The organism is Sporosarcina sp. JAI121, from assembly GCF_013408665.1.
In the GTDB taxonomy this organism is placed as follows: domain Bacteria; phylum Bacillota; class Bacilli; order Bacillales_A; family Planococcaceae; genus Sporosarcina.
Genome location: NZ_JACCCL010000002.1, coordinates 153,673 through 177,162, shown reverse-complemented (window position 1 = coordinate 177,162; position 23,490 = coordinate 153,673). Strand labels below are relative to the sequence as shown.

19 protein-coding genes are annotated in these 23,490 nt (G+C 39.0%); 9 read left to right on the top strand and 10 right to left on the bottom strand.

Features of this window, described 5'->3' with window-relative positions:
• Positions 1–131: 131 nt before the first annotated feature.
• Positions 132–1,634: a malate:quinone oxidoreductase gene (locus tag HDC33_RS12370; RefSeq protein WP_179392891.1), complete on the bottom strand. Its 1,503-nt coding sequence runs from the start codon at positions 1,632–1,634 to the stop codon at positions 132–134.
• 305 nt (positions 1,635–1,939) lie between these two features.
• Between HDC33_RS12370 and HDC33_RS12365 the strand changes: the two genes are divergently transcribed.
• A complete protein-coding gene (locus tag HDC33_RS12365) occupies positions 1,940–3,301 on the top strand; it encodes an S-layer homology domain-containing protein (protein WP_179392890.1) in 1,362 nt (453 codons plus the stop codon).
• A 140-nt stretch (positions 3,302–3,441) separates the two neighbouring features.
• On the opposite strand, the gene HDC33_RS12360 is transcribed toward HDC33_RS12365, so the two are convergent.
• Both HDC33_RS12360 and HDC33_RS12355 read right to left on the bottom strand, forming a co-directional pair.
• Complete coding sequence (locus HDC33_RS12360) at positions 3,442–4,629, bottom strand: DUF4317 domain-containing protein (protein ID WP_179392889.1); 1,188 nt, start codon at positions 4,627–4,629, stop codon at positions 3,442–3,444.
• Between the two features lie 904 nt (positions 4,630–5,533).
• Positions 5,534–5,812 (bottom strand): hypothetical protein, encoded by a 279-nt coding sequence (locus HDC33_RS12355; RefSeq protein ID WP_179392888.1) that lies wholly within the window; start codon positions 5,810–5,812, stop codon positions 5,534–5,536.
• A gap of 245 nt (positions 5,813–6,057) precedes the next feature.
• Between HDC33_RS12355 and HDC33_RS12350 the strand changes: the two genes are divergently transcribed.
• Positions 6,058–6,588 carry a thioredoxin domain-containing protein gene (locus HDC33_RS12350; RefSeq protein WP_179392887.1) on the top strand — a complete coding sequence of 177 codons (531 nt, stop codon included), beginning with the start codon at positions 6,058–6,060 and terminating at the stop codon, positions 6,586–6,588.
• A 241-nt stretch (positions 6,589–6,829) separates the two neighbouring features.
• Here HDC33_RS12350 and HDC33_RS12345 read toward each other — a convergent pair whose 3' ends face one another.
• Positions 6,830–7,993: an acyl-CoA dehydrogenase family protein gene (locus tag HDC33_RS12345; RefSeq protein WP_179392886.1), complete on the bottom strand. Its 1,164-nt coding sequence runs from the start codon at positions 7,991–7,993 to the stop codon at positions 6,830–6,832.
• Positions 7,994–8,143: 150 nt separating this feature from the next.
• On the opposite strand from HDC33_RS12345, the gene HDC33_RS12340 reads away from it, so the two are divergent.
• The 4 genes from HDC33_RS12340 (at position 8,144) to HDC33_RS12325 (ending at position 11,466) form a co-directional block, all read left to right on the top strand.
• Positions 8,144–8,896, top strand: coding sequence for an amino acid ABC transporter ATP-binding protein (locus tag HDC33_RS12340; protein ID WP_179392885.1), 753 nt, complete (start codon positions 8,144–8,146; stop codon positions 8,894–8,896).
• A gap of 19 nt (positions 8,897–8,915) precedes the next feature.
• A complete protein-coding gene (locus tag HDC33_RS12335) occupies positions 8,916–9,761 on the top strand; it encodes a transporter substrate-binding domain-containing protein (RefSeq protein WP_179392884.1) in 846 nt (281 codons plus the stop codon).
• A gap of 254 nt (positions 9,762–10,015) precedes the next feature.
• Positions 10,016–10,714 carry an amino acid ABC transporter permease gene (locus HDC33_RS12330; RefSeq protein ID WP_179392883.1) on the top strand — a complete coding sequence of 233 codons (699 nt, stop codon included), beginning with the start codon at positions 10,016–10,018 and terminating at the stop codon, positions 10,712–10,714.
• Between the two features lie 26 nt (positions 10,715–10,740).
• On the top strand, positions 10,741–11,466 hold the full coding sequence (locus HDC33_RS12325; protein ID WP_179392882.1) for an amino acid ABC transporter permease: 726 nt from the start codon (positions 10,741–10,743) through the stop codon (positions 11,464–11,466).
• Between the two features lie 71 nt (positions 11,467–11,537).
• Here HDC33_RS12325 and HDC33_RS12320 read toward each other — a convergent pair whose 3' ends face one another.
• The 4 genes from HDC33_RS12320 to HDC33_RS12305 all read right to left on the bottom strand — a co-directional run bounded on the left by HDC33_RS12320 (position 11,538) and on the right by HDC33_RS12305 (position 15,700).
• Positions 11,538–12,155, bottom strand: coding sequence for an NUDIX hydrolase (locus tag HDC33_RS12320; protein WP_179392881.1), 618 nt, complete (start codon positions 12,153–12,155; stop codon positions 11,538–11,540).
• Positions 12,156–12,367: 212 nt separating this feature from the next.
• A complete protein-coding gene (locus tag HDC33_RS12315) occupies positions 12,368–14,080 on the bottom strand; it encodes an alpha-keto acid decarboxylase family protein (RefSeq protein WP_179393142.1) in 1,713 nt (570 codons plus the stop codon).
• A 353-nt stretch (positions 14,081–14,433) separates the two neighbouring features.
• Positions 14,434–14,886, bottom strand: a complete 453-nt coding sequence (locus tag HDC33_RS12310; protein ID WP_179392880.1) for a helix-turn-helix domain-containing protein — start codon at positions 14,884–14,886, stop codon at positions 14,434–14,436.
• 367 nt (positions 14,887–15,253) lie between these two features.
• Positions 15,254–15,700 (bottom strand): ATP-binding protein, encoded by a 447-nt coding sequence (locus tag HDC33_RS12305; RefSeq protein WP_179392879.1) that lies wholly within the window; start codon positions 15,698–15,700, stop codon positions 15,254–15,256.
• Positions 15,701–16,112: 412 nt separating this feature from the next.
• Here HDC33_RS12305 and HDC33_RS12300 point away from each other — a divergent pair, with 412 nt between their 5' ends.
• The gene (locus HDC33_RS12300) at positions 16,113–17,009 is read left to right on the top strand and encodes an EamA family transporter (RefSeq protein ID WP_179392878.1); all 897 of its coding nucleotides are present in this window, start codon (positions 16,113–16,115) and stop codon (positions 17,007–17,009) included.
• Between the two features lie 335 nt (positions 17,010–17,344).
• A complete protein-coding gene (locus HDC33_RS12295) occupies positions 17,345–18,592 on the top strand; it encodes a DUF4153 domain-containing protein (RefSeq protein ID WP_179392877.1) in 1,248 nt (415 codons plus the stop codon).
• Positions 18,593–18,780: 188 nt separating this feature from the next.
• On the opposite strand, the gene HDC33_RS12290 is transcribed toward HDC33_RS12295, so the two are convergent.
• Positions 18,781–19,581, bottom strand: a complete 801-nt coding sequence (locus HDC33_RS12290; protein ID WP_179392876.1) for a DNA replication protein DnaD — start codon at positions 19,579–19,581, stop codon at positions 18,781–18,783.
• Positions 19,582–19,876: 295 nt separating this feature from the next.
• On the opposite strand from HDC33_RS12290, the gene HDC33_RS12285 reads away from it, so the two are divergent.
• Positions 19,877–23,029, top strand: a complete 3,153-nt coding sequence (locus HDC33_RS12285; protein ID WP_179392875.1) for a DUF3427 domain-containing protein — start codon at positions 19,877–19,879, stop codon at positions 23,027–23,029.
• On the opposite strand, the gene HDC33_RS12280 is transcribed toward HDC33_RS12285, so the two are convergent.
• Positions 23,018–23,410: a (deoxy)nucleoside triphosphate pyrophosphohydrolase gene (locus HDC33_RS12280; RefSeq protein ID WP_179393141.1), complete on the bottom strand. Its 393-nt coding sequence runs from the start codon at positions 23,408–23,410 to the stop codon at positions 23,018–23,020. The two genes, HDC33_RS12285 and HDC33_RS12280, sit on opposite strands and share 12 nt — an antisense overlap.
• Positions 23,411–23,490 lie beyond the last annotated feature (80 nt).

Here is a 23,490-nt window from a genome sequence, read left to right as displayed (position 1 = left end):
CGACTATTATTTTTCTTTAAGATCTTAAAGATAATTATTTGAACGACAAAAAACACAGAAAATCCGTCAATGGATTTTCTGTGTTTTTTATTTTTTCATAATGTTTTTAACGTTAAAGTAATGGTGTGGTCTTAATTATGGACTAGCTCTCTTTCGCTTAGACCAAGCGTCTCTGCTGTTGATGTATGAATTTCGTCCAGAAGCTCTGGATTTTCCATTAGTGACACGCCATAAGAAGGAATCATTTCTTTGATTTTTTGTTCCCATTCGTTTGCATGTTGCGGGAAGCACTTATTAAGTATTTCTAGCATAACGTGAACGGCAGTAGATGCGCCTGGAGAAGCGCCTAGTAACGCTGCAATCGAGCCATCAGCTGCAGTAATGACTTCGGTACCAAATTGAAGCGTTCCTTTACCGCCTTCAGCAGTATCTTTGATAACTTGTACACGTTGACCAGCTACTACGAAATCCCAATCCTCGCTCTTAGCATTCGGGATGAACTCCCGTAACTCTTCCATGCGCTGTTCTTTCGATAACATCACTTGTTGGATCAAGTATTTTGTCAATGACATCTCTTTTGCGCCTGCCGCCAACATAGTTAGGACATTATCCGGTTTTACGGAAGTTACTAAATCCAACATTGAACCTGTTTTCAAGAACTTTGGTGAAAAGCCGGCAAACGGTCCAAATAATAATGATTTTTTTTCGTCGATAAATCGTGTGTCCAGATGCGGAACAGACATTGGAGGAGCTCCGACCTTAGCTTTGCCGTATACTTTTGCATGATGCTGCGCAACAACGGCCGGATTTTTGCACACCATGAATATTCCGCTTACCGGGAATCCTCCAATATGTTTTCCTTCAGGAATACCTGATTTTTGCAGTAAATGCAGACTTCCCCCACCGCCTCCGATAAAGACGAATTTTGCAGTATGGTGTTCGACATTACCGCTATCGATATTCTTCACTTTCAATTCCCATGAGCCATCGTTCGCACGTGTAATATTATCAACGCTATGTTTGTAGTTGATTTCGACATTCTTAGTTTTTAAATGATCAAATAACATGCGTGTTAACGCACCAAAGTTAACATCTGTACCAGAGTCGATTTTCGTTGCCGCTATTGCTTCATCGGATGGACGCCCCTGCATAATTAGCGGAATCCATTCCAACAGTTTTTCGGGGTCATCGGAAAATTCCATCCCTTTGAACAAAGGATTGTTTGACATCGCTTCAAAACGTTTCTTTAAAAACGTTACATTTTGTTCCCCTTGTACCATACTCATATGGGGCAATTGCATGATAAAGTCCTGTGGATTACGTATCAGATTTCTATTTACCAGATACGACCAAAACTGCATGGACACCTGAAACTGCTCATTAATACTTATCGCTTTGCTAATATCTATGGATCCGTCCTGTTTTTCATTGGTATAGTTGAGCTCACACAGTGCTGCATGCCCCGTTCCTGCATTATTCCATTCGTTAGAGCTTTCTTCCCCTGCATTTTCGAGCTTATCAAACACTTTTATGTCCCATTCAGGCACTAATTCTTTCAGCATCGTTCCCAAAGTCGCACTCATTATTCCAGCACCAATTAAGATAACATCTGTTTTCTTTTCTCTGTTGCTCATTTTTATCATCCTTATTCTCTAAGATTTGCAGAAAGGATGTAGGCGCTCCTACTTAGGCGTCACAACAAGCCAAAGAATGACTAGTTACATACCTTTTCTGTCTTAATTATAACAATCTCCTAGTGTATTACAATTATTTGTAAATTTAGATAACTGCATTTCGGGACTCTTGGCTTACAAGGCTATCTAGGATGAATCGGTGACCGCGCGCCAAAAAATCACGATCTTTTCCACACACTGAATTATACCAATAATAACTCTTTATAGTATACTTGAATAAAGAAAGATCATAGGAGGTTTACATTTTGAAAAACAAACTAGTATTTTTGTCCATGGCAATCCTGCTATTTGTAGCTCTGCCTTTTCAAGCAAAAGCTACCGTTAACCAATTTCCCGACGTGAAAAACCACTGGGCACATGAAGAAATTAACTATTTGTATAACCACCACATCATCGGCGGCTATCCCGACGGAACATTCAAACCAAATGAACCCATCACAAGAGCACAAGCGGCTAAAATGCTCATCAAAGCATTGGATATCCCTTTGACGGTAAATACGACCGTTCAATTTAAGGATGTTGCCAAAACATCACCTTATTATGCAGTTTTAGCAACCGTACATGAAAAAGGAATTCTTCGCGGCGACAACGGTTTTATGCGCCCAGGAGAAACAACAACTCGCGCTCAAATGGCAGCGATTCTTCGCCGCTCATTTGAATTACCATTGGACACGCAAGCTACTTTTGTTGACGTCTCGCCTGCTCATTGGGCTTATCAAGACATTAACGGCATTGCAAAGCAACGGATTGCAGGCGGATCTAATGGAAAGTACATGCCGTCAGATTCTGTCAGCCGTGCCCACTTCTCGGCATTTCTTGTTCGAGCATTGGATGACAATATGAAATTAAGCAAATATCATTCATATGTCAGCAACAAAGGAAAAACTGTCGAACAGAATGGTTTTATTTACACGATTGGTGACAAAGATTTTTTTAGATATTATTTAACTAAAGAAAATCTGAAAATGGGTAAAAAAGATAAGTTGTTGAATAATTTAGACATAAAGAAAGAAGATTACTTTCAAACCCTGATGTTGACCGGGTTCCCGCTTATTGTGTATAACGAAGATATTTATATCCCTTACTGGCATTCTGTCGGAGAAATGAGCGAACTCCCAGCATCGTATGGATTGATGAAAGTAAACACAGATGGCCAAAACTTTGAATTCATGAACCACCCTTCAGGTTCTTCGTTCCGAAACATGTACATTTGGAACGATCGAATCTTTTACACAAATGAAAAGAACAAAGTGCGTTATTTCGATTACACTTTTGATGAAAACATACCGTTAGATGACCCGCTAGTGTTAATTTCCACAGCTATGGATGGCAGTGATAAGAAAGTAGAATTCGGATTCGAAGCTCGGGTCATTTTCGATGATGTTGCGTTCACACCGAAGCATATTAAAGTCAACCAAAACAATAAATCCGTAGCATTCGATCACTCCACGATGTACTACTTTAATAAAAAAGGTTTGTTCAAATATAGTCTGCTGGATCAGAAAACTAGCAAACTTTCGAATATCCTTGCCAAAGATATGCACGTCACTGCAACCCATATCGAAGTCATGGATCAAAAAGGAAAGATGCATTCTCTTAAAAAGTAAAGCATTGATAATAAAAACAACATGCAAAGGATTTCCTCTGCATGTTGTTTTTTTAATGGAATAGATTCGGAAGGAAGTTATTCCATTAGCGCATTGCGTTTTTTATATTATACAAAATTGTCCACCTACAATAGTTACAACTACTCCAACAGTTCTTCTGGAAGTAGCGTAAACCCTTCAATCATCGTATCTTCTTCCACCTCAATCAATATGCAACGTTTTCCATTGACAGTGACCTGCCTCACATACCTTAAGTCTTGCGGGCTGATAGCAATATTTGCCACTTTCGTTTCAATCTTTATGGACTTGGTTGTGTAACTTGGAACGATATGACTTGCCTTCATCTCATATGTTTTGTCATCGATTACTTTCTGAAATGCCATTTCCACTTTTTCCGCGCTCACATCTTTCACCCCACTTGCCTTAAGCACACGCTCCACTTCTTTAGTATCCAAAATAGGAAGGCTTTCTCCTTCTTCCTCTTCTTCTACAACCAACATACTGTTGATTTCATCATATACACTGGCAAGTGTTTTGGTATTCACCTCATTACCAACCATTTCTTTCACGATTTCTTCAAAGACGGCTTTATCATCCGCGGCAGTCATAATCTCTTCGCCGTCCAGCACATTCTCGATGAAGTGGTAATCCGGCTTATTCGCTTTGCCGGCAGCATACAAGATGTGATTGACATCTGCCGCGTTGTCCGTGAAGCAAGGGAACAAAAATCCACCAATTGGAGAAGTTAAATTGATGATGGGATCGAGCATATCGCGCGATTTAAATTCCTTCTCATTGAAATCAAATACAAGTGATCGTTTTGGCAGTTCCGTCTGATTCATGCTACAGAGAATGAACGGGTTCTTGTACACTTCATCCCGATCGGCGACTTCTGCTTCATCATGATGTCTTTTCGTCGGTCTAAAATAATTACCGCGAATAAAAGTCACAACGATGTCCTTTTCATATTGAACGTCTTTCACCATCTTTCGGGCGATGCTTTGCATATTCGCTTTCCAATCAGCTACCTCATTCGTATGGAGACCTTTATATAAAAGCTCTTGTGTATGGTCCGTTTGCTCCTCAGCTTGATGTTGAAACTTCACTTCAAATAATTTTAAACCCAATTTTCCACCTAACACTTTTTTAAAGTTGGTCAGAAACAACTCCTGCTGCTCCCTGTCCAGTAAGGAAAATGGCTGGCCTTCCTCATGATAGAATTCACTGCTTTCCTGCTTAATATACACTTTGTAAATGTCAGTGATTTTCAGTAAATCCGTATCCAATTTAAATTGCTTGCGAATTTCTGCAATGTCTTTCTTGTTCATCTCTATTTCAACTCCCCGACTAGTTAAATCTGTTGGTTTGAATCTTAAACACACGTAATAAATGTAAAAGGAGCGTCAAAGCTTTGGTTCAGCATCTGACACTCCCTTATTATAGCAATGTTTTTGATGATGGTAGGACCCCAACCAATTTCGAATGGTATGCGGCTTCTCCCACGGCGATATGAAGATAGATTTCCCATTAGAGCGGAGTTATCCTACAATGAAGGAAATGAACCGAAAAACGTTAGAAATGAGGGATTCATATGATGTGCGGATCAAAATGCTTCCTTGTGGAAATGAAACTAAACGGAACAAAGCAAATCAAACAAGTCACCGCGAGAACCCCCATCGGTGCAAGGAAAGTAATCAGGGGAGAATACGGAGCCGACGCTGAGATAATGTCGGTGAAAGAAAAGAAGCGGATCTAGCTGAGGCGCCTGCGCTATATTTATATGTCACAATCGAAGTTACTGAAAAACTTAAGTTTTAAACTCCGCTAAGTAAATCCGAATCTTAATAGGCGACATTTCGTTTGATTCTGAACGAAATGACGCCTTTTTTGTTTATTATTTTTCTCTGATTCCTTTTAGAAGAGTCCCAAATCATTTGAGCTTGACGAAAAATATAGTTATCACACTTTGTTACAGCTCCCCTAAACTCTGTATCTACGAATTAGATGCCATCAATATACCCAGGGGAAAACAACGAAGGCGTCTTTCATGTGGTCGCCGAAGCTGACTTGAAAGATACCCTTACCAACCCACTTTGGGATTCTACTCTAGTATTTACTAGTTTATTTCTATAAAGCGCCGGAGCGTGTAGTGTGAAATCTTTAATTCGGCCTATACAGAAATAAAACAACCCCCATAAGCTTTACGAAGCCTCCGGGGGTTACCGTCACATTTTACTGCTCTTCCACAATCCTATGGACATCGTTCAACTGCTGCTTCATCAAGTCCAACTGTTCTTTGTTTTGCTGGACTGAATCCGCTTGCTCAATATTTTGTTCTGCATTTGAGAATGCCTTTTCTGCGCGTGATATCGAATTGAAAGCATGCTCAACTGCTATCTCTTCTGGATGTGACATCGCTTGCTTCACCGCACGATCCGCCTTTTGAACAGAGTTGCTTAAAAAAGTGTTTTGGTTATCTTTTTTCCAACTTGTATCTGAATTTTTAGCCATTTATATCTCTTCCCTTCCAGCAAATTAGATAAGTTACGGAAAGCTTAGTATTGTAAAATATCCTGAAAGTATGCACGGATGGGGCTAACAAAAACTATTGCACGTAATTTTTAATTTAGTATCTCGCACAGGCATATGAAATTGTTGTATTTTTCAACTAAACAAAGTATTCTTCACTCTAATGTTTACAATCCCTATAAATATAGTATATATTAGAAATAGAATGTTTGAAGGGGAGATTGAATATGTCAACGATTAAAAATGACCATTTGAAATTCGGCAGTGCGGATGCACCTTTGAAACTAGAGGCTTTTATTAATTTGGCGTGCCCAGGCAGTGCAAGAATTTATCATTTAGCAAAAGAAGTTTTGCCTCCATATATCGCCAATGGTCAAATCGAGGTTATTGTGAAATTATACGATAAACCCCGCGAAGAACTTCTCCGCGGTGCATTGATTCACTGGACATTTGATAATGCGAATCCAACAGAAACATTAGATGTGATTGGAAAACTACTTGAAACACAACCAGAATGGCATGAACTATCAGATAAGGAATTAAAACGATTACTTGTCGATAAATACAACTTGCAAGAAGAGGAACGCCTTGAAAATGTTGATGTAAGTTTGGCGATTACGGCTGAAGCAATTGAACGTGAAGTGAAAATCGTGCCAACTCTATTCTTCAATGGTGAAAAATTATTAGGTTTCAAATATGAACTAGAACCGTCTGATTTAAAACAAGCAGTGGAAACGACATTAGCAAAAATTTCATAAGTTTTAGTAATCGGTGCCTGTGTAAGAAAAAACAGAAAACAATTCACTACACTAGGTAAATACACAGGTTTTCTAGATATTTCCGTGAATATATGACTTAGGATTATGCAATTGCAACGTATGTTCTAGAATAGCTTTTTGCATAGGCACTTGAAATTACATTGTCTCAAAACCTAAAATTCTATTATTTTGGACAGCAGCCTGTAGTTAAAGCTGCTGTCTTTTTATAAGTATCCAAATCCTACTTTGACTCGGCTTCCTTTATTGCCGTTTGAGCTAATTTAGAAATCGTCATATCGTCCATCGGTGGATTATGTAGACCAGCTCTTACATCACGATAATACCTTTGCAACGGATTTGACATTTGAAGACTTTTGGCTCCGACCAATCGCATCGCTTTATCAACGATCGTAATAGCTGAATTTGTGACGATATGCTTGGCGGCAGCCAGTTCATTCGTCAGTTTTTCTCGACGCGAGTCATCATCTACAGCGTCTGCCACACTGTAAAGGAAGTGTCTTGCTTTCATCAGTTCTAAGTCCATTTGGCCAATTAAACTCTGGACATTTGGCAATTGGCTAATTGACCCACTTACACTATTCGGGGAGTATTCGACTGCAAATTTTACCGCATAATCACGAGCCGCTTGTGCAATGCCTAAGTAACAAGCGGGAATATGCAGAATCCATCCATTCACACTATTGCCCCTTGGACCAAGATTAAATTCGACAAATTTCTCTTCCGAAACTTCAACATTATCTAACACTAAATCATGACTCTCTGTTCCCCTCATCGCTATAACATCCCATGTTTCTTTGATAGATAAACCTTTTGAATCTCGGTCAACTAAGAAGAAGCCGATGCCCTCTTTCTCTTCAATCCATGCAGATACTAGAAAATGCGTTAATACGGGTGACATCGTCATAAAGTTTTTTTGGCCCGTAATAACCCATTTGTCATCTCGTTTTACAGCATTCGTCCCAGGACGTCCACCACGAGTCGGGCTACCCGTTTGTGCTTCACTGACTGCCCGATTCACTAACGCCCCGTTCAAAACCTCTTGTGAAAATGAAGCTAGCATATCTTCACTCCACAGCTTTTTCCCATATAGTTCTCCGACAACACCTTGGTGCCACCCAATTGCTAACCCCGTAGCTCCATCAAAACTAGCAATCGTTTCTTGGAAAAGAACCATGTCACGCACGCTTATACCGCCGCCGCCATATACTTTCGGTAACGTCAGTTTCGTATAACCCAGGTCAACAAGTTTTTTTATATTTTCTTTTGGAAATCGGACCTGTTCATCGATTTCTTTCGAATGACTTTTAAAAGCTTCCTCATGGTTCTTGAGTTTTTCAAGCCATTCCTTTTGAAATGCATTTTCAATAAATACCTTTTTTGACATGCTCGACACTTCCTTATTGGATTGATTAGTCTACACTTTCAAAGTATTTAACTAGTATATCCCTCTAATGTCTACTTTACAACTAGGAATACTTATGATATTGTATGAGGTATTATCATGCATTCAGAATATTGAAAGAGGGGCGGGAAATTGATAACGTTAAAAAATATTAAAAAGAGTTTTAATAAGAATCCGGTGCTTCATGGCATTGATGTAACAGTGAATAAAGGAGATGTACTGGTAATTGTCGGCCCAAGTGGATCAGGGAAAACAACCCTCCTTCGTTGCATAAATTATTTAGAAAAACCCGATGAAGGCAGCATCTCAATCGATAATTTTACGATAGATGAAAAAAGTGCATCGAAAAAAAACATATTAACCTTAAGACGAAAAACAGCTATGGTTTTTCAGCATTATAATTTATTTAAAAATAAAACCGTTCTTGAAAATATTATGGAAGGCCTTCTCGTCGCAAAGAAAATTAACGTAGCTGAAGCGCGTCTGATTAGCATGGATCTTCTTCGAAAAGTGGGTCTTGAAGAAAAAGCAAATGACTACCCAACGCAACTTTCAGGCGGACAGCAACAGCGCGTCGGAATCGCCCGCGCACTGGCATTGAAGCCCTCTGTATTATTATTCGACGAACCAACATCTGCACTCGATCCCGAAATGGTTGGAGAGGTTCTCTCCATTATTAAGAATATTGCGAACGAAGGAATTACGATGATTATTGTAACACATGAAATTGACTTTGCCCGAGATGTGGCTACCAAAGTTATTTTCATGGCAGATGGAGTTATTGTCGAACAAGGTGCGCCGAAAGATGTATTGGTCCACCCAAAACACGAACGCACGAAACTATTTTTAAAAAGACTTACACCAGAACCAGAATACGAAATTTAAGAAGGAGGAAGACATAAGCATGAAACGTAACTGGCTAATACTTTTAGGAGCAACGGTGTTCCTTGCCATTCTCGCGGGTTGTTCAAATGGAGGAAGCTCAACAACGGATGACGGAAAAAAGATTATTAAAATCGCATTAAGCGATGATGTCAATCCTCCCTTTCTATACACAGATAATGAAAACAACCCGATTGGCTACGACATGGACTATTTAGCAGAAGTTGAAAAAAGATTACCGGACTACAAATTCGAATACATCTTCGGAGAGGAAGAATCTAATTTAGTTGGACTTGATACAGGTAAAGTTGACATGGCCATTAACTGGTTCTTCAAAAATCCCGAAAGAGAAGAGAAGTTTCATTATCCAAAATATGAATATGGCTATTCACTGACGTCACTAATTACGAAAACAGACAGAGATGATATAAAAACATTAGATGACATGGTTGGGAAGAAGTTCACGCCCATGTCAGCTAGCGGCGGGCTTCGTTCTATTTTAAATGGTTACAACACAAGTAATCCCGATAATCCTTTAACAATTGAAAGCATGGAACACCCTTCAAATGCAGATAACCTAAAGCGCGTTGACGAAGGAAAAGCGGATGCAATTTTCCTCAACAAATCGACATTTGACGCTGTTCAGGAAACACTTAACTTGGATTTAAAAGTAGCTGGAATCGTTTCAAAAGAACCTATCTTTATTGTATATAATAAAGAAAACACTGAACTAGCCGATCAAATCGACGAAATAACGCTCGAATTGACGGAAGACGGAACACTTTCGAATCTATCCGATAAGTGGTTTTCGATAGACTTCTTCCAAGACCTCGACTACATCAATGAAAAAGGGTTCAGCTACAATTAATAATGTACATTGGCACATATTTATCTTTATTCAGCAGAAGACTCCCACCTTTATAGGTGGCGAGATGAATGCGGTTTTGTTTCCTGTTCAGCGGGTGTCCAAACGCCCGCTGAACAAGGAGGAATGAAGTTCAATTCCTCCCTGATAAAGCCTCCGGCGGATGTCACAGATTTTGAAAGGAGTCAATCGAGCAAGCTCGATTCAAAATCTGGACGCAATTACGCCGAGGCGTAATTGATTAGGTGGTGTGAAAGATGAGCCCGAGTTTGCAAAACTGGATTGACATATTCGTTAGAGTACTGGATAAACTCCCGCTAACACTACTGATGATGGTCCTATCCTTATTCTTCGCTTTACTCATAGGTTTAGGTATTGCGATTATACGAATTCAGAAGTACCGGTATCTCTATGGAATTGCAACATTATATTTATCATTCACAAGAAGTACACCTTTGTTAGTACAACTGTTTCTAGTCTATTTTGGACTTCCCCAATTACTACTTATCATTAATGTAGATATTAATCATTGGGATCGGCTGGTCTTTGCCATTATGGCCTTCTCATTTCATACAGGTGCATTTTTGTCTGAGGTTATTCGTTCAGCCTATTTAGCCGTAGGAAAGGACCAATTCGAAGCAGCCTATAGTGTCGGAATGAGCTATTCACAAGCGTTAAGAAGAATTATATTACCGCAAGCTTTTCTCATCTCATTACCTAACTTAGGTAACAATATTATCGAATTATTGAAAGACACATCACTCGCCTTTACGATCGGCATCATTGATATTATGGGGCAAGTTCGAATCATTTTAGGTAATAATCATGGCATCGGCATGTTTCAGATTTACGTTGTGATTTCGCTTGTTTACTGGGCAACTTGCATTATTATTGAAAGTCTTGTCGGCTATGCTGAAAAAGTCTTCAGGAAAGGGCATGTTGGTCTATCGAAGTAATAACTTGTTGAGGATAGTGATAAATTATGGCTATTGTGGATTTTAAATTTGCTTTAGAGCAAGTACCCGCAGTATTAAAAGGAGTACCTTGGACAATAACGATAGCCATTGTCGCGATGCTTTTCGGGCTCATTTTGGGGTTACTAATTGCTCTTTGCAGAATATATAAAGTACCTGTTTTAAATCAGTTATCCATTTTGTATATCTCTTTCATTCGAGGAACACCCTTAATTGTTCAGCTATACGTCTTTTTCTACGGTGTTCCCGTACTTGTAGATTACCTGAACCCTCGTCTTGGTTTACATATAGATGCTGATGAAATTCCGCCACTCATGTACGCACTTGTTGCTTATACAATAAACACGGCCGCTTATCAGGCAGAAATCTTCCGTTCATCCATTAATGCCACAAATGCAGGACAGATGGAAGCCGCCTATTCGGTCGGGATGACCACAAGACAAGGTTTAACACGAATCGTTCTGCCACAAGCGTTATTAATCGCATTGCCTAATTTAGGAAACGTTTTTATCGGGCTTATTAAAGCAACCTCATTAGCATTCGCTGTAAAAGTTGTAGAAGTATTAGCCATTTCCAAAATCATCGCAAACGATGGATACCGTTTCATCGAAATGTATTTAGTCGCATCCATCATCTATTGGGTTCTCTGCCTCGTCTGCGAATTTATCTTGTTTAAACTCGAGAAGAGGATGAGTCGTTCTGAAACCAGAATGGGTCTGAATGCATCCGTTTAAGTAAGAAGTGTATGAAAAGCCCCATTTCTCTTAACTATGAGAAATGGGGCTTTTCTGGGTGGATTTAGATTTTATTTTATTATCCCTAAAAAATGTTTTAAAATCCTAGCTGTTAAACCCCAAATTGTGTACTTTCCATAATCAAAAAACCATTCTTCAATCGAATGGATTCCCCATTGATACTGAGCACCATTCGCTATTTTTTCAAAAGGAAAGCCCGGCAGAGGCGTCGGTTCAACGGATACCAAATGCATATAAGGTTCATAATTCAATAACCATTTGACCGGTATTGTAAATACCCCTTCAACTTCTTCTTTGTTATACGAATGAATAATTTGACTGTAATCAATGGTTGCTACAAATGGATAAATAACAAATGAAGGAGAGGCAATATAAGGGCTTAATGTCCCTACAATCGTAACCGTATTGGGGTCGACACCTAATTCTTCGTTCGTTTCTCGTATAGCCGCTGCCATTGGAGACGGGTCTGCGGGGTCGATTCGGCCACCAGGAAAACTAATATCACCAGGTTGTTTTCTCATCGTAAGTGAACGTACTTCGAAAAGGATATGCCATTCTCCATCCACTTGAACTAATGGAATTAAAACGGCTGAACGAAAAGCTGTTTCTTCTCCTATAAATAGTGATTGACTTTCATTTAACTGGGTCTTCAACTTATCCAGGAACACAGAACCCCCCTCACTTCCATGTTAACAATAGCATTATCGTATCACTAATAAATTAATGGATAAAGAATATCGAAATGATAAGTTTTAGAATTTATTTGATTAACAACAGTAAGTGGGTTAGGTTTATACTTTTACTATTTCAATATAATCGTCATAAAAATAACAGCCTGATTGAGTAATTAATCAGGCTGTTGCGGGGTAAATGCATAGAGCTACTCTTTCAGTCGTTCCTGCTCCTCCATATGTTTGCGGAGCCGTATCAAATAATCCGGTGCATCCAGCGGGTCATCGACAATCATCTCAATTATGCACAGTTGGCTCATTTGCGCTTGCTCTGCCGCTGCAATTGCCTCATCCAGTTCACGGTTGGTACGCACTCGAGCCGTGAACGCCTTTCCACCAAAGGCTTCAGCCAGCTGCGTATAGTGCCAAGCGGGAATCTGATTGTACCGCTGATTGGACGTCTTGACGTTCAAATACTTTTCGATTGTGTAGCCACTGTTGTTAAGGATAAACAGTATCGGCCGGCAACCATTGTCCAGCATAGTGCTGATTTCTTGAACCGTCACCTGCAGGGAACCTTCCCCCGTAAACAGCAGCACACGCCTGTCCGGTGCCGCGATGCACACCCCAAACGCAGCGGGCGTCGCATAACCGATGCTCTGCCAGCCCTGCTGGCAAATATAATCAGCCCCCGCCGGAAGTCGCACCTGTGACATACCGTACGAAAAAGTTCCAGTCTCAGCCACAACGATATCTTTTTCCTTCATCATCCGCTGCAAGCGTGGATAATACGATTCCGCTCGGATTGGCTGATCCGACTCGCCGGATATTTCATCATAAGGGAAGGAGACTTGAGATAAAGCTCCACTTCGGACCCAACCGCACGCGCTCAAGGAAGAGAGGAGATCCGCCGCCATCACTTGCTCGTACACGGATTCCCCGACCCGTACAAACTCCGGCTGAATGTCGACGAGGCGCAGACGATCTAGCCTTGCCGTATCCTTCGCTGAATTCGTGTCGGTCCAGATCATGCCAACTGCGATCACACAATCCGCACTTTCAACGGTAGCCCTTACCTGTTCACTCCCTATAGCTCCACTGTATACGCCGATATAATTCGGGTGCCGTTCATCAAAGCTGCCTTTGCCAAGCAGGAGCGAAGCGGCAGGTACATTTAAACGCGACGCAAGCTGTTGAACGGAATCTCCGAGTCCATAGCGGAGTGTCAGCATGTCCGATAAAAGAACCACATTGTTTGTCCCGTTCAACAGTCCACGGATATGCTGAATCGCCGCCTCTAGCGCTGGCTTATTTGTCGCGATTTTTTTCTCGACCGGAATTGAACGCCGGACAATGGGCTTTGTGACCAGATCCATAGCTACCATCAAATAAACCGGCTTACGTTTTTGCTTGGCTATGCGGATCGCTGTTGGAATTTCCTGTTCGGCATTTTCCGGCGTCACGATTGCCGTATAGGCGCACAGATGCGTATACATCTGCCGGAATACGTCGAAATCGCCGTCCAACAGGGAATGGTGCATAAGCTTATGCGCCTGCTGATCCATCGATTTCGGAGCCCCGACGATATGTACAAGAGGCACATATTCGCTGTTCGCCCCCGCAATCGTATTGCAGGCGCTCATCTCCCCAACGCCGAAAGTTGTAATGAGCGCTGACAAGCCACGAAGTCGCGCGTAACCGTCGGAAGCATATCCCGCTCCCAGCTCGTTTCGACCATTTATGAAACGAATCCCTTCATATTGCTCCAATGTATCCAGAAGGCTGAAATTATAATCGCCGGGAACGCCGAAAACTTCCGTAATGCCTTCCGCTTTCAGACAATCGAAAAGATACTGCCCGAGTGTGGGCGAAGGTACTGGTATGGGATGCCGCATTTCATTCCCTGAAAATGTCAATATCATCATTCCTCCTCTAAGTTTTCCACAGGATAGCTGGTTTCCAAAACAATGGAGAGATTCGTTAGCTACTCTACTTATCATAATTACCCCATTGGCCCCTAACTACTCCTAATTATTTACCGGCTATATCCGTTAGCAACAAAGAAACACTAGAGCAAACCGCTCTAGTGTTTCTTTGGGTTAAATTGGTCTTATGCTTTTTCATCCTTTTGAAGCGTCGCAATGAACAACAAACAATTCACTGCACTGGGTAAAAATAAAACTAAGATAGATGCTTAAATGTATTTATGGTCTTGATTACACAATTATGTAATTGTTACTTATTAACTGGATAATATTTCACAATGGATCTGAAATTAAATATATTTATTTTTCAATTGATCGCTGCCCACTCCACCTATTACCATTAAAATTAGTGGTAAAAAACTGGCGACTGCTTTCGGTAAACCTTCCAGTATAAGAATATTTGTACCGACAAAATGATTTAAGGCGATAATGATTATTTTTGACACCAATAAAAAGACACCTAATAAAAACACACTATCGAAAAAAACTTTCCACTTTGGATATGCCAATTGCTTACTATCTTGAATTACTTTCTCTTTCAACTCTTCATCACTCCTTAATAGTTCGTCTATAGTAACACCAAATAAATCACTCAAGTCGATGATCACCTCAATACTTGGATAGTTTTTGCCTGTCTCCCATTTGGAAACGGACTGGCGACTAACATGAATTTTTTCAGCGAGCTCTGTCTGTGACCAGCCCCTTTTTTCTCTCTCTCTTTTTAAACGTTCACTAAAAATCATATTTCTCATCGCCTTTCCTTACAATTTCAGTATCAATGAAGTTAGTTGATGTAGTAAAGCTAATTCTAGGTGCATCAAGGCGCAACCCCTGGTTGCCTCCTAAGTCACCGGTGCCTGTGTAAGAAAAAACCGTAAACAATGAATAGATTTGGTAGCTACTCTACTTATCTAAATTACCCCATTAGCCTTTACCTATTCCTAATTTCCCACTGATTACATCCGTTCATAACAAAGAAACACTAATGCAAGTAGCCCTAGTGTTTCTTTGAATTTAGTAATTGGTGCCTGGCAATATATAACGGCAAAAGTCCATCTCAGTGAGTATATAGAGATTGCCTCTTTACCCAATCACGAAATCAGACTATCCCTACGAATTGTTCCTATACGGCAGACACTCTTTTCCTTGCCTAATGGTTGCTGTACCCCCCGTTATTGTATAAGGCGGTGTTTCCGGCAAAACGTTCATGACCAAGAGCCGAATCGAATGATCTTTATAAAATAGTTCATCAAATGAAGGAATAATGTGTGGATCTGTATTCTCAAATACCCTTTTTTGTAATTCTTTTATGTCTACATCAAATGGAACCCCAATTAAAACATTGTCTATTCCCCGCACTTTGTCAGCCACGCCGAAAACAACACTGCCCCCACCGCCATTTGCCATACAAACAGCGTATTTAATCATTTTATTGACATTTTCCTCAACAGCACTATAATTCCATTGTTTAAAGTCCAGGTCCTGTGCCTCAAAATCATCTGCAATATGATGATCCAATTGCTGAATAATCCTCATGATTTCGCTTTTATTCTTCATAAGAATACCCTCCTTTCCTGCAAAATTGATCTATATACCTTGCAAGTACGTTAACCTATGCTTATACAAAAAAGGCAGTCCCTTATCACAAATATACTTGTGGGAACTACCTATTATTCTATTTATATGTTTGTTTCATCATGGCTGTTTATAAAGCCTTAGTCACCGGTGGCTGTACAAGACACAACGGCAATCAATAGTAAGGGGTACCAGGTTCCAACACAGTTCAGAATTGTGTCTGAACCTGGTACCTTAATTTATTATAAAAAAATAATCATCATTTACTTATGATACGGTTCTACGTGACTAATCAAAATGAGGTTATTTAATTCAATGGAATAGGCGAGGCCAATTTCATGCTTATTTATGATATAATAATATGGTTATTTTTCTACACCAAGGAGGTCACACCATGAAATTAAAGAAAGGTATTTTGTTTATATTATTAGGCGCTTCATTTTTTGGATTTACACCGATATTTGCCAAACTTGCGTTTAGCTACGGCTACTCACTTGGGCAAGTCAATATCGTTCAAATGGTAATCTCCTTTTGTTTATTATGGTCTTTCACCCTACTTAAACGCTCCAGTTTCAAAGGACTTAATAAGAAGAATGTTCTTCAAATTATGATTACCGGTTGTTTTATCGGTTTAACAAGTATTTTTTATTATGGTTCGATGCAATATCTGCCCGCATCATTGGCCATCATATTAATGTTCCAATTCGTTTGGATAGGGATTATTTTAGAATGGATTTCCAGCAAAATAAAACCTGCGCCTGTAACAATATTGTCCATCATTTTAATTTTAATCGGAGTCTTTTTTGCTTCGAATATTTCACACGGAAACATACAAGGCCTTCCCATTAAAGGTTTCATTTTCGGTATTCTATCCGCATTCACTTATGCAGGATTTATTTTCCTCAGTGGAAAGGTCGCTGTTAATGTGGATCCATTGACTCGGACCTCTTTGATGGTAACAGGATCAACTATCTTAGTGCTTGTCCTATTTATGCGTGATGTCCCATCTGTACTGCCATTGGAGGAAAACCTGTTAACTACTAGCCTCGGCGTTTCGTTATTTGGAGCAGTCCTTCCACCACTATTTTTCGCAGTAGGCGCGCCTTTGGTTTCAGGAGGAATCGCAAATCTATTAACATCCATTGAATTACCTATCGCAATCATCTCAGCTAGCATTATTTTGTCAGAAGTAGTAACGCCGCTTCAGTGGTTAGGCACTGCTATTATTCTAATGTCTATTGGATTAAATGAATTCGGTACTAACCTGTTCCGAATTAGAAAGCATTATTAACGCGTAAAACTTACGTTTGCATAATTCAAGGGTGAAATCAATGGCATTTCAAAATTTTCGGGATACCATTTTGCTAGCATTAAACTGTAATCAAACTCGATTGAATTCGAGCTTGTTTACAGTCTTTTTTGTTTAAACTAGAAATAAGAAAGTCGTAAGGTGATTGAGGCTCATGAGATACAACCTTAAGAGCATTTCATTGTAAAGAGGAATGTTTTTATTTTCACCTAAATAACTTATAAACAACAAAAATGACACGAAATTGGATAAGTATTTATTGTTTATCAATAAATAACGTGTTACAATCTACTAAACAACACTTAGGGAGGTATAACATGGACAGTAACAATTTAATCATTAAAAATATTGCCAATCCCCATGAGCTGGAGAGAATGTTCAGAAATGACCCCAAAGCCTTTAAAAAGTCATTCTCAGACGCGTGGGAACAAAATCCTGATTCTCAGGTTCTTGGCATTTGGTATGAAAGATTGCATTTCAAGGAGACGGCACATTCAGAAAGAGCTTCCTTGCTTCAAAAAGATTTCTTATTCATGGGCATTTTAGCCCTTTTGGCCGGGATAACCACCAGAATCATATTCCACTTTGTCGAACAGGAAGCAATTGCTCCAATCAACCTGGCTTTTGGTATAATTCCCTTTATTGCCGCCTATTTTGTTTACAAAAACACTCCGAAAAAGAGTGTTATTTATTCCCTTGCAGCGTTGTTCCTAATTTCCGGGTTTTATCTTAATATGCTCCCCTTAAATTATAAAGACAGTATTATCCTTGCTTATTTACACCTTCCCGTATTCTTATGGGTACTGTTGGGGCTTGCATTTACAGGAAATGAATATTCAAAAGGCAGTACAAGATTGGCCTATATTAAATTTAACTTGGAATATTGTATTCTCTACGCCAGCATGGCAGTTAGCGGAATGGTGCTAGCGGCATTAACCATGCAGTTATTCAGCTTTGTGGGATTGGATATAGAAGAATTCTATTTTAGTAATATCGTTTTATTTGGTGCTGCCGCTCTCGCTATTGTGGCTGCACACCTGGTATCAATGAATCTTAAACTCGCTAAGAATATTACACCATATATAGCTAAAATTTTTAGTCCTCTTGTCCTGGTTACATTGTTGGTCTATCTGATAACGGTTATATGGGTCGGAAAAAATCCATTCTTTGACCGCAATTTCCTGATAGTCTTCAACGGAATTCTACTTGGTGTATTGGCCGTTACCATATTTTCCATTACCGAAAGCGACTCAGACGACAAAAAGAGCATTTCAGATTATATAATTTTCTCCTTAATTGTTCTTGCGCTTATCATTGACAGCGTGGCTTTGTCAGCCATCGTATTCAGACTATCTTCGTATGGGATTACACCAAACAGAATTGCTGTTTTAGGTGTAAACATACTTATCTGGGGAAATCTTATTTGGATTATGTTCTCATATATGCGTTTTCTACAAAACAAGACCGGACCTTCCCCTATCCAAGATGCGGTCACTAAGTATTTGCCGGTTTACGGACTTTGGGCGGCTTTCGTTACATTTACTTTTCCATTCTTTTTTAAATAGAAAGGCTATATGAATGTAACGGATGTTGACCTTCCTTATCTACACCGAAAATGAAAAAGTTATACTCATGACTTTTTCATTTTCGGCTTTTTATTTTTCTGAAAAAACTTCATTTACTTATGATAAGATTCCCCTCATCACAAGTGGAATTCACCTTTTCATTCTTAAACCAATACTTTTTTCCGCTATCATGCCTCTTCTCCTGCCGCGTAATCTAAAGAAATTTCATTGACCGGCTTTTTCGGTATATGTAGAACTTGGCCCTTCACAGGCGTACGTTCTTGCTTTTGCTGAGAAACCATACAATCCCAATTTCTCCTTATGGACGAAGGTGAGAGGATAACAGTGTGCCAAAACGTATGCTGTCCAGACCAGTTAATTAACGGGATGATTTGTTCGACCGCCCGCTTATCCTGTTCAACCATCAATCTAAAATCGTTTGACCATTTGGAGAGATTTGGTTCTTTTGTTCCTGGATGGTTCATTTTAATAACTTCAACAAGTTGACTAGCAAGTTGATAAAAAACAGGTGATTCGTCATCAGCCTCTCTGATACGATTACTTTTCTTTTCATTCTTTACATTCTTGTTAACTGTTAGCTGTCTGTTAGTCGTCTGTTGCTCGTCTGTTGATAAGACTGTTGCCCTCTCGTCTAACCCTTGATATAAGCCCCAATTCACAAGGGTTATCAGTCGATTGTGCGGTGTTGATTCGTCTGTTAGAAATTCGTATTTCTCAAATCTTTTTAGAGCTGTTCGTACTTTCTGTACACTGCTATTTTTTCCGCACTTTTGGACAAGAGAGGGCAAAGACGTTAGGAATTGACCCGGACGAGCCGTAAATTTTTTCCCTTTCCACTCCCACTGTTTTTCTTTGTGATTAGCCATCAGCAATAAGGTAATCAGAATGACCTTCTGTTCAGACGTCGCCTCTGTCCAAATTGGTTTTTCTAAGATTGATCGATGAATCTTTATCCAGCCTTTTTCCATTGTGATACCCCGCTTCATGTTATTTTTTATGAATGTACTATTCGTTCTTTATATAGACGATTAAAACGAAAAAGGAGACATTCAGCGGGTTTTTATTTTCACAAGAATCATTTACCTGCAAAATATAAGGTATCAGGTTCTAAAACAACTCTAAATTGTTTTAGATCCTAGCAAGCCGAATCTTATTGCTAAAATCCAATCTAACTATTCCAACGTTTGGTACAATGATTACAAAGCACTTTCAAAAAATATTCAACTCAATATTTGCTAATCGTAAAGTAAAGGGGTTGCTACTTTGGACACTAAACCACAAGGAATAGTAGAAGAGATTTATCTCACGGAAAAAGAATACCCTTCATCGAACTTAATTCAAAAATTATCTGTAGATGAGTATGTAGAGACTTTAACCATGCACGCAGCAAATATCATCGGAGATAAACTAAAAGGTTTGGCTGATGAAGATAAATTTGATGAAATCTTCAAGTTGATTGATCAAGTTCATGAGCTAACAGGTAAAGACGAGAGGGAATTTAGTCAACCCCTATCAATGATCACTTATAGCGAAGTACAAGACACGATTCCTGTTAAGGAAGATTTATTTTTAACAAGAGTAGATGTTCTATATAATGATTCTCATAAGATTAAAAACTTCTTTAAAACTCTTGCATATGAAATGCAGACTTCCGATGAAATTTTCTTTCTCGTAAGTTTTATACGAATGTCGGGTGCCCAATTGTTAACGAGAGAACTATTGGAATTAGAAAAAAGAAATGTTCCCATTAAAATTTTAACGACCACCTACTTAAACATAACAGAAGCAAAGGCTATTCGGCATTTACTAAAATTCAAGAATGTGGAAGTGAAAATACTTCCCTTAAAAAACGAGTCCTTCCATACAAAAGCTTATTTATTTAAGAGGAATTCAAATCAAAATACGGTGATTATTGGATCATCGAACATTTCTCATTCTGCCCTCATTAATGGGCACGAACTTAATGTGAAGATTCCACATACACAGCACATGCCTGCGTACGAACAAACGATGGATTTTTTCAATAAAATGTGGATGCATGAAAAAGCTGTTTTTCCTACCGAAGATTTTCTTGCGAAATATGAACAACATCAAAAAACAGAAGCTGCATTATTACCCTCCTTTACTTATGAAGCTAGCGCAACATATTTAGATAACACAGGTGTTAGACCCAATGAAATGCAAAAAGAAGCACTGAAAAATCTACAGTTTACTAGAAAAAACGGACACACTAAAGGTGTCATAATTGCTGCTACCGGGACCGGAAAAACCTATTTATCTGCATTTGACGTTCAGCAACTCCAACCGAATAGGCTGCTGTTTATTGCACATCGTGAAGAATTATTAGACAACGCAATAAAAACGTTTAGTTCACTTTTTCAAGATGAGTTCCTTTGTGGAAAAATTACCGGGACAACGAAGGAATACGATAAGCGATTTGTTTTTAGTACCATCCAATCCCTTTCAAAAGATGGTACATTGATGAATTTCAAGAAAGATGAATTTGATTACATTATCATTGATGAATTTCATCATGCAGAGGCTCCTACATATAAAAAAGTAATTGAGTACTTCAAACCTAAATTTCTTTTGGGATTAACCGCTACCCCTGAAAGAATGGACGGAAGAAATGTACTTGAACTATGTGATAACAATATCGTATATGAAATTCGATTACGTGATGCTCTTGAAGCGGCTTTGTTAGCTCCATTTCACTATTTCGGGTTATCTGACCAGACCATTGATTACGGGCAAGTCGATATCGTGAATGGACATTATGAAGAACAATCCCTTGTTAGGGCTCTTTCTACATTTACAAGGGTTGAATTCATTATCGATAAAATAGAAACCTATGGATACGACGGCAACTCGTTACATGGACTAGGTTTCTGCGTAAATATTGACCACGCAAAATTTATGCGGGAGGAATTCAACAAGCGCGGATATGTTACAGAATGTTTAACCGGGGAAGATTCAGTTGAATTTCGTGCTGAAATAATAAAGAAACTAGAAGATCCAAAGGACATGCTTTCAATTATTTTTACGGTTAATATTTTCAACGAGGGGATAGATATTCCAAAAGTTAATCTCATGTTGTTTTTAAGGCCTACGGAATCATCTACTGTTTTTATCCAGCAATTGGGACGCGGACTACGTAAGATAGACAATAAAGAGTATGTTACGGTCCTCGACTTCATAGGAAACTATAAAAAGTCATTTATCATCCCCTTAGCACTTTCCGGACAATATAATGCAAAGGCATTTGATGCTGATTCATTACGCGTGGCTGTTTCCCATGAGTTTGCAGATGCACCCGGTGGATCTGTTGTGCAACTTGACCCTATTGCACAAAGAGAAATTTTAGAGCGACTTGAAAATATTCGGCTTAATCCGAAAGAAGTACTAAAAGAAATGTATTTTCAATTTAAACGTGAAATTGGTAGATCACCTGAATTGGAGGACTTTTTGTATATCGAGGAAGCGCCTAGCCTAACATTCTTTTTGTACAACCATAAGTCATGGGTTAGGACAAAGAAGTATATGAAAGATCTTAGCGCTTTTGATGAGTGGATTTTAGCCGATGATTTTAGATATGCGATCGTTGAACGAATCGAAAGTGCGCTCCCTATAAAGTGGCCTTATGAGTACGCGATTTTGTATCTTGCTAAATTTACTAACGAAGTATCTGTGGATACCGTTGTGAGCTGGCTGACAAAGAGATTTGATTTTGAAATTAAGCGCAAGCAACATGATACTCTAATTTTGCGAGCCATGGATCGATTATCAAAAGGCACTAAAAAACAAACATGGAGTTTCGGAAAATTAATAGAAGAAACGTTCTTTGTAAACCCCGAAATCACTGAACTGTTTAATGACGATATTTACTTTGCTTACATCAAAGAACGATTGGAATACGGTTTAATCGATTTCAGAAGAACATTTCGTACCGAACTCGTTTTAGAGCAAGAGAAAAAACTAGCACTTTATCGAAATTACTCCAGAAATGAATTAATGTTTATTTTTGAAGCTAAAGTGCCTGAAGGTTCTTGGCGTGAGGGAATTAGTAAGGTAGATAATCACTATTTATTATTTATAAATCTTAACAAAGCCGAAGACGTAGAAGATCATTTACACTACAAGGATTTCTTTAAAGACCCTACTACATTTCATTGGCAAAGCCAAAATAAAACGTCACATACTTCTGCTCAAGGACAAGAGTACGTAAATCATAAAGAGCGTAATACCCATGTTCATTTATTTGTTCGTAAATTTTCAAAGATGCATGGCATGACATTACCATTCATGTATTTGGGGGAACTTGATTATATAAGTAGTCATGGAGACAAACCGATGACGATTCTCTGGAAACTACATCGGTCTATCCCTGAAGATTTATATCACGATCTAATTAGATAATAGCTTCTCAATAGCGGGAATATCTGCGGGTGCCCAAGTAAGAGTCAATAGCTCTTTTCTGGGTACCCATTTTATTTGTGCGTGCTCTGTTGCAATAGGTGTACCAGATAAAATTTTAGTTATAAACGTCTCTAATCTTACAATAACTTTTTCGTATTCATATGTCGTATCATCAACTTGATCAAATACTTCAATCATACATCCAAGCTCTTCTTGAATTTCCCTTTTCAAGGCCTCTTCTTTTGTTTCGCCTTTTTCAATCTTTCCACCTGGAAACTCCCAGTAATTCGGTAAGGTCATTTCTGGTCCTCGTAGTGCACAAAGGATATTTCCGGTTTCGTTTTCAATAATTGCTCCTACAACATGAACTGTTTTTTTGATTGTATTCACCTATTCTTAATCTTATTTTCATACTTAAAATCTCCGAAAGACTTACCTGTTAATATAAATAAATCATATCA

Coding starts and splice junctions, on each gene's coding strand:
- HDC33_RS12360 (WP_179392889.1), bottom strand. CDS start 4,629: ATGAACAAGAAAGACATTGCAGAAATTCGCAAGCAATTTAAATTGGAT.
- HDC33_RS12325 (WP_179392882.1), top strand. CDS start 10,741: ATGGCTATTGTGGATTTTAAATTTGCTTTAGAGCAAGTACCCGCAGTA.
- HDC33_RS12315 (WP_179393142.1), bottom strand. CDS start 14,080: ATGATATTGACATTTTCAGGGAATGAAATGCGGCATCCCATACCAGTA.
- HDC33_RS12350 (WP_179392887.1), top strand. CDS start 6,058: ATGTCAACGATTAAAAATGACCATTTGAAATTCGGCAGTGCGGATGCA.
- HDC33_RS12295 (WP_179392877.1), top strand. CDS start 17,345: ATGGACAGTAACAATTTAATCATTAAAAATATTGCCAATCCCCATGAG.
- HDC33_RS12300 (WP_179392878.1), top strand. CDS start 16,113: ATGAAATTAAAGAAAGGTATTTTGTTTATATTATTAGGCGCTTCATTT.
- HDC33_RS12345 (WP_179392886.1), bottom strand. CDS start 7,993: ATGTCAAAAAAGGTATTTATTGAAAATGCATTTCAAAAGGAATGGCTT.
- HDC33_RS12335 (WP_179392884.1), top strand. CDS start 8,916: ATGAAACGTAACTGGCTAATACTTTTAGGAGCAACGGTGTTCCTTGCC.
- HDC33_RS12370 (WP_179392891.1), bottom strand. CDS start 1,634: ATGAGCAACAGAGAAAAGAAAACAGATGTTATCTTAATTGGTGCTGGA.
- HDC33_RS12290 (WP_179392876.1), bottom strand. CDS start 19,581: ATGGAAAAAGGCTGGATAAAGATTCATCGATCAATCTTAGAAAAACCA.
- HDC33_RS12355 (WP_179392888.1), bottom strand. CDS start 5,812: ATGGCTAAAAATTCAGATACAAGTTGGAAAAAAGATAACCAAAACACT.
- HDC33_RS12310 (WP_179392880.1), bottom strand. CDS start 14,886: ATGATTTTTAGTGAACGTTTAAAAAGAGAGAGAGAAAAAAGGGGCTGG.
- HDC33_RS12305 (WP_179392879.1), bottom strand. CDS start 15,700: ATGAAGAATAAAAGCGAAATCATGAGGATTATTCAGCAATTGGATCAT.
- HDC33_RS12330 (WP_179392883.1), top strand. CDS start 10,016: ATGAGCCCGAGTTTGCAAAACTGGATTGACATATTCGTTAGAGTACTG.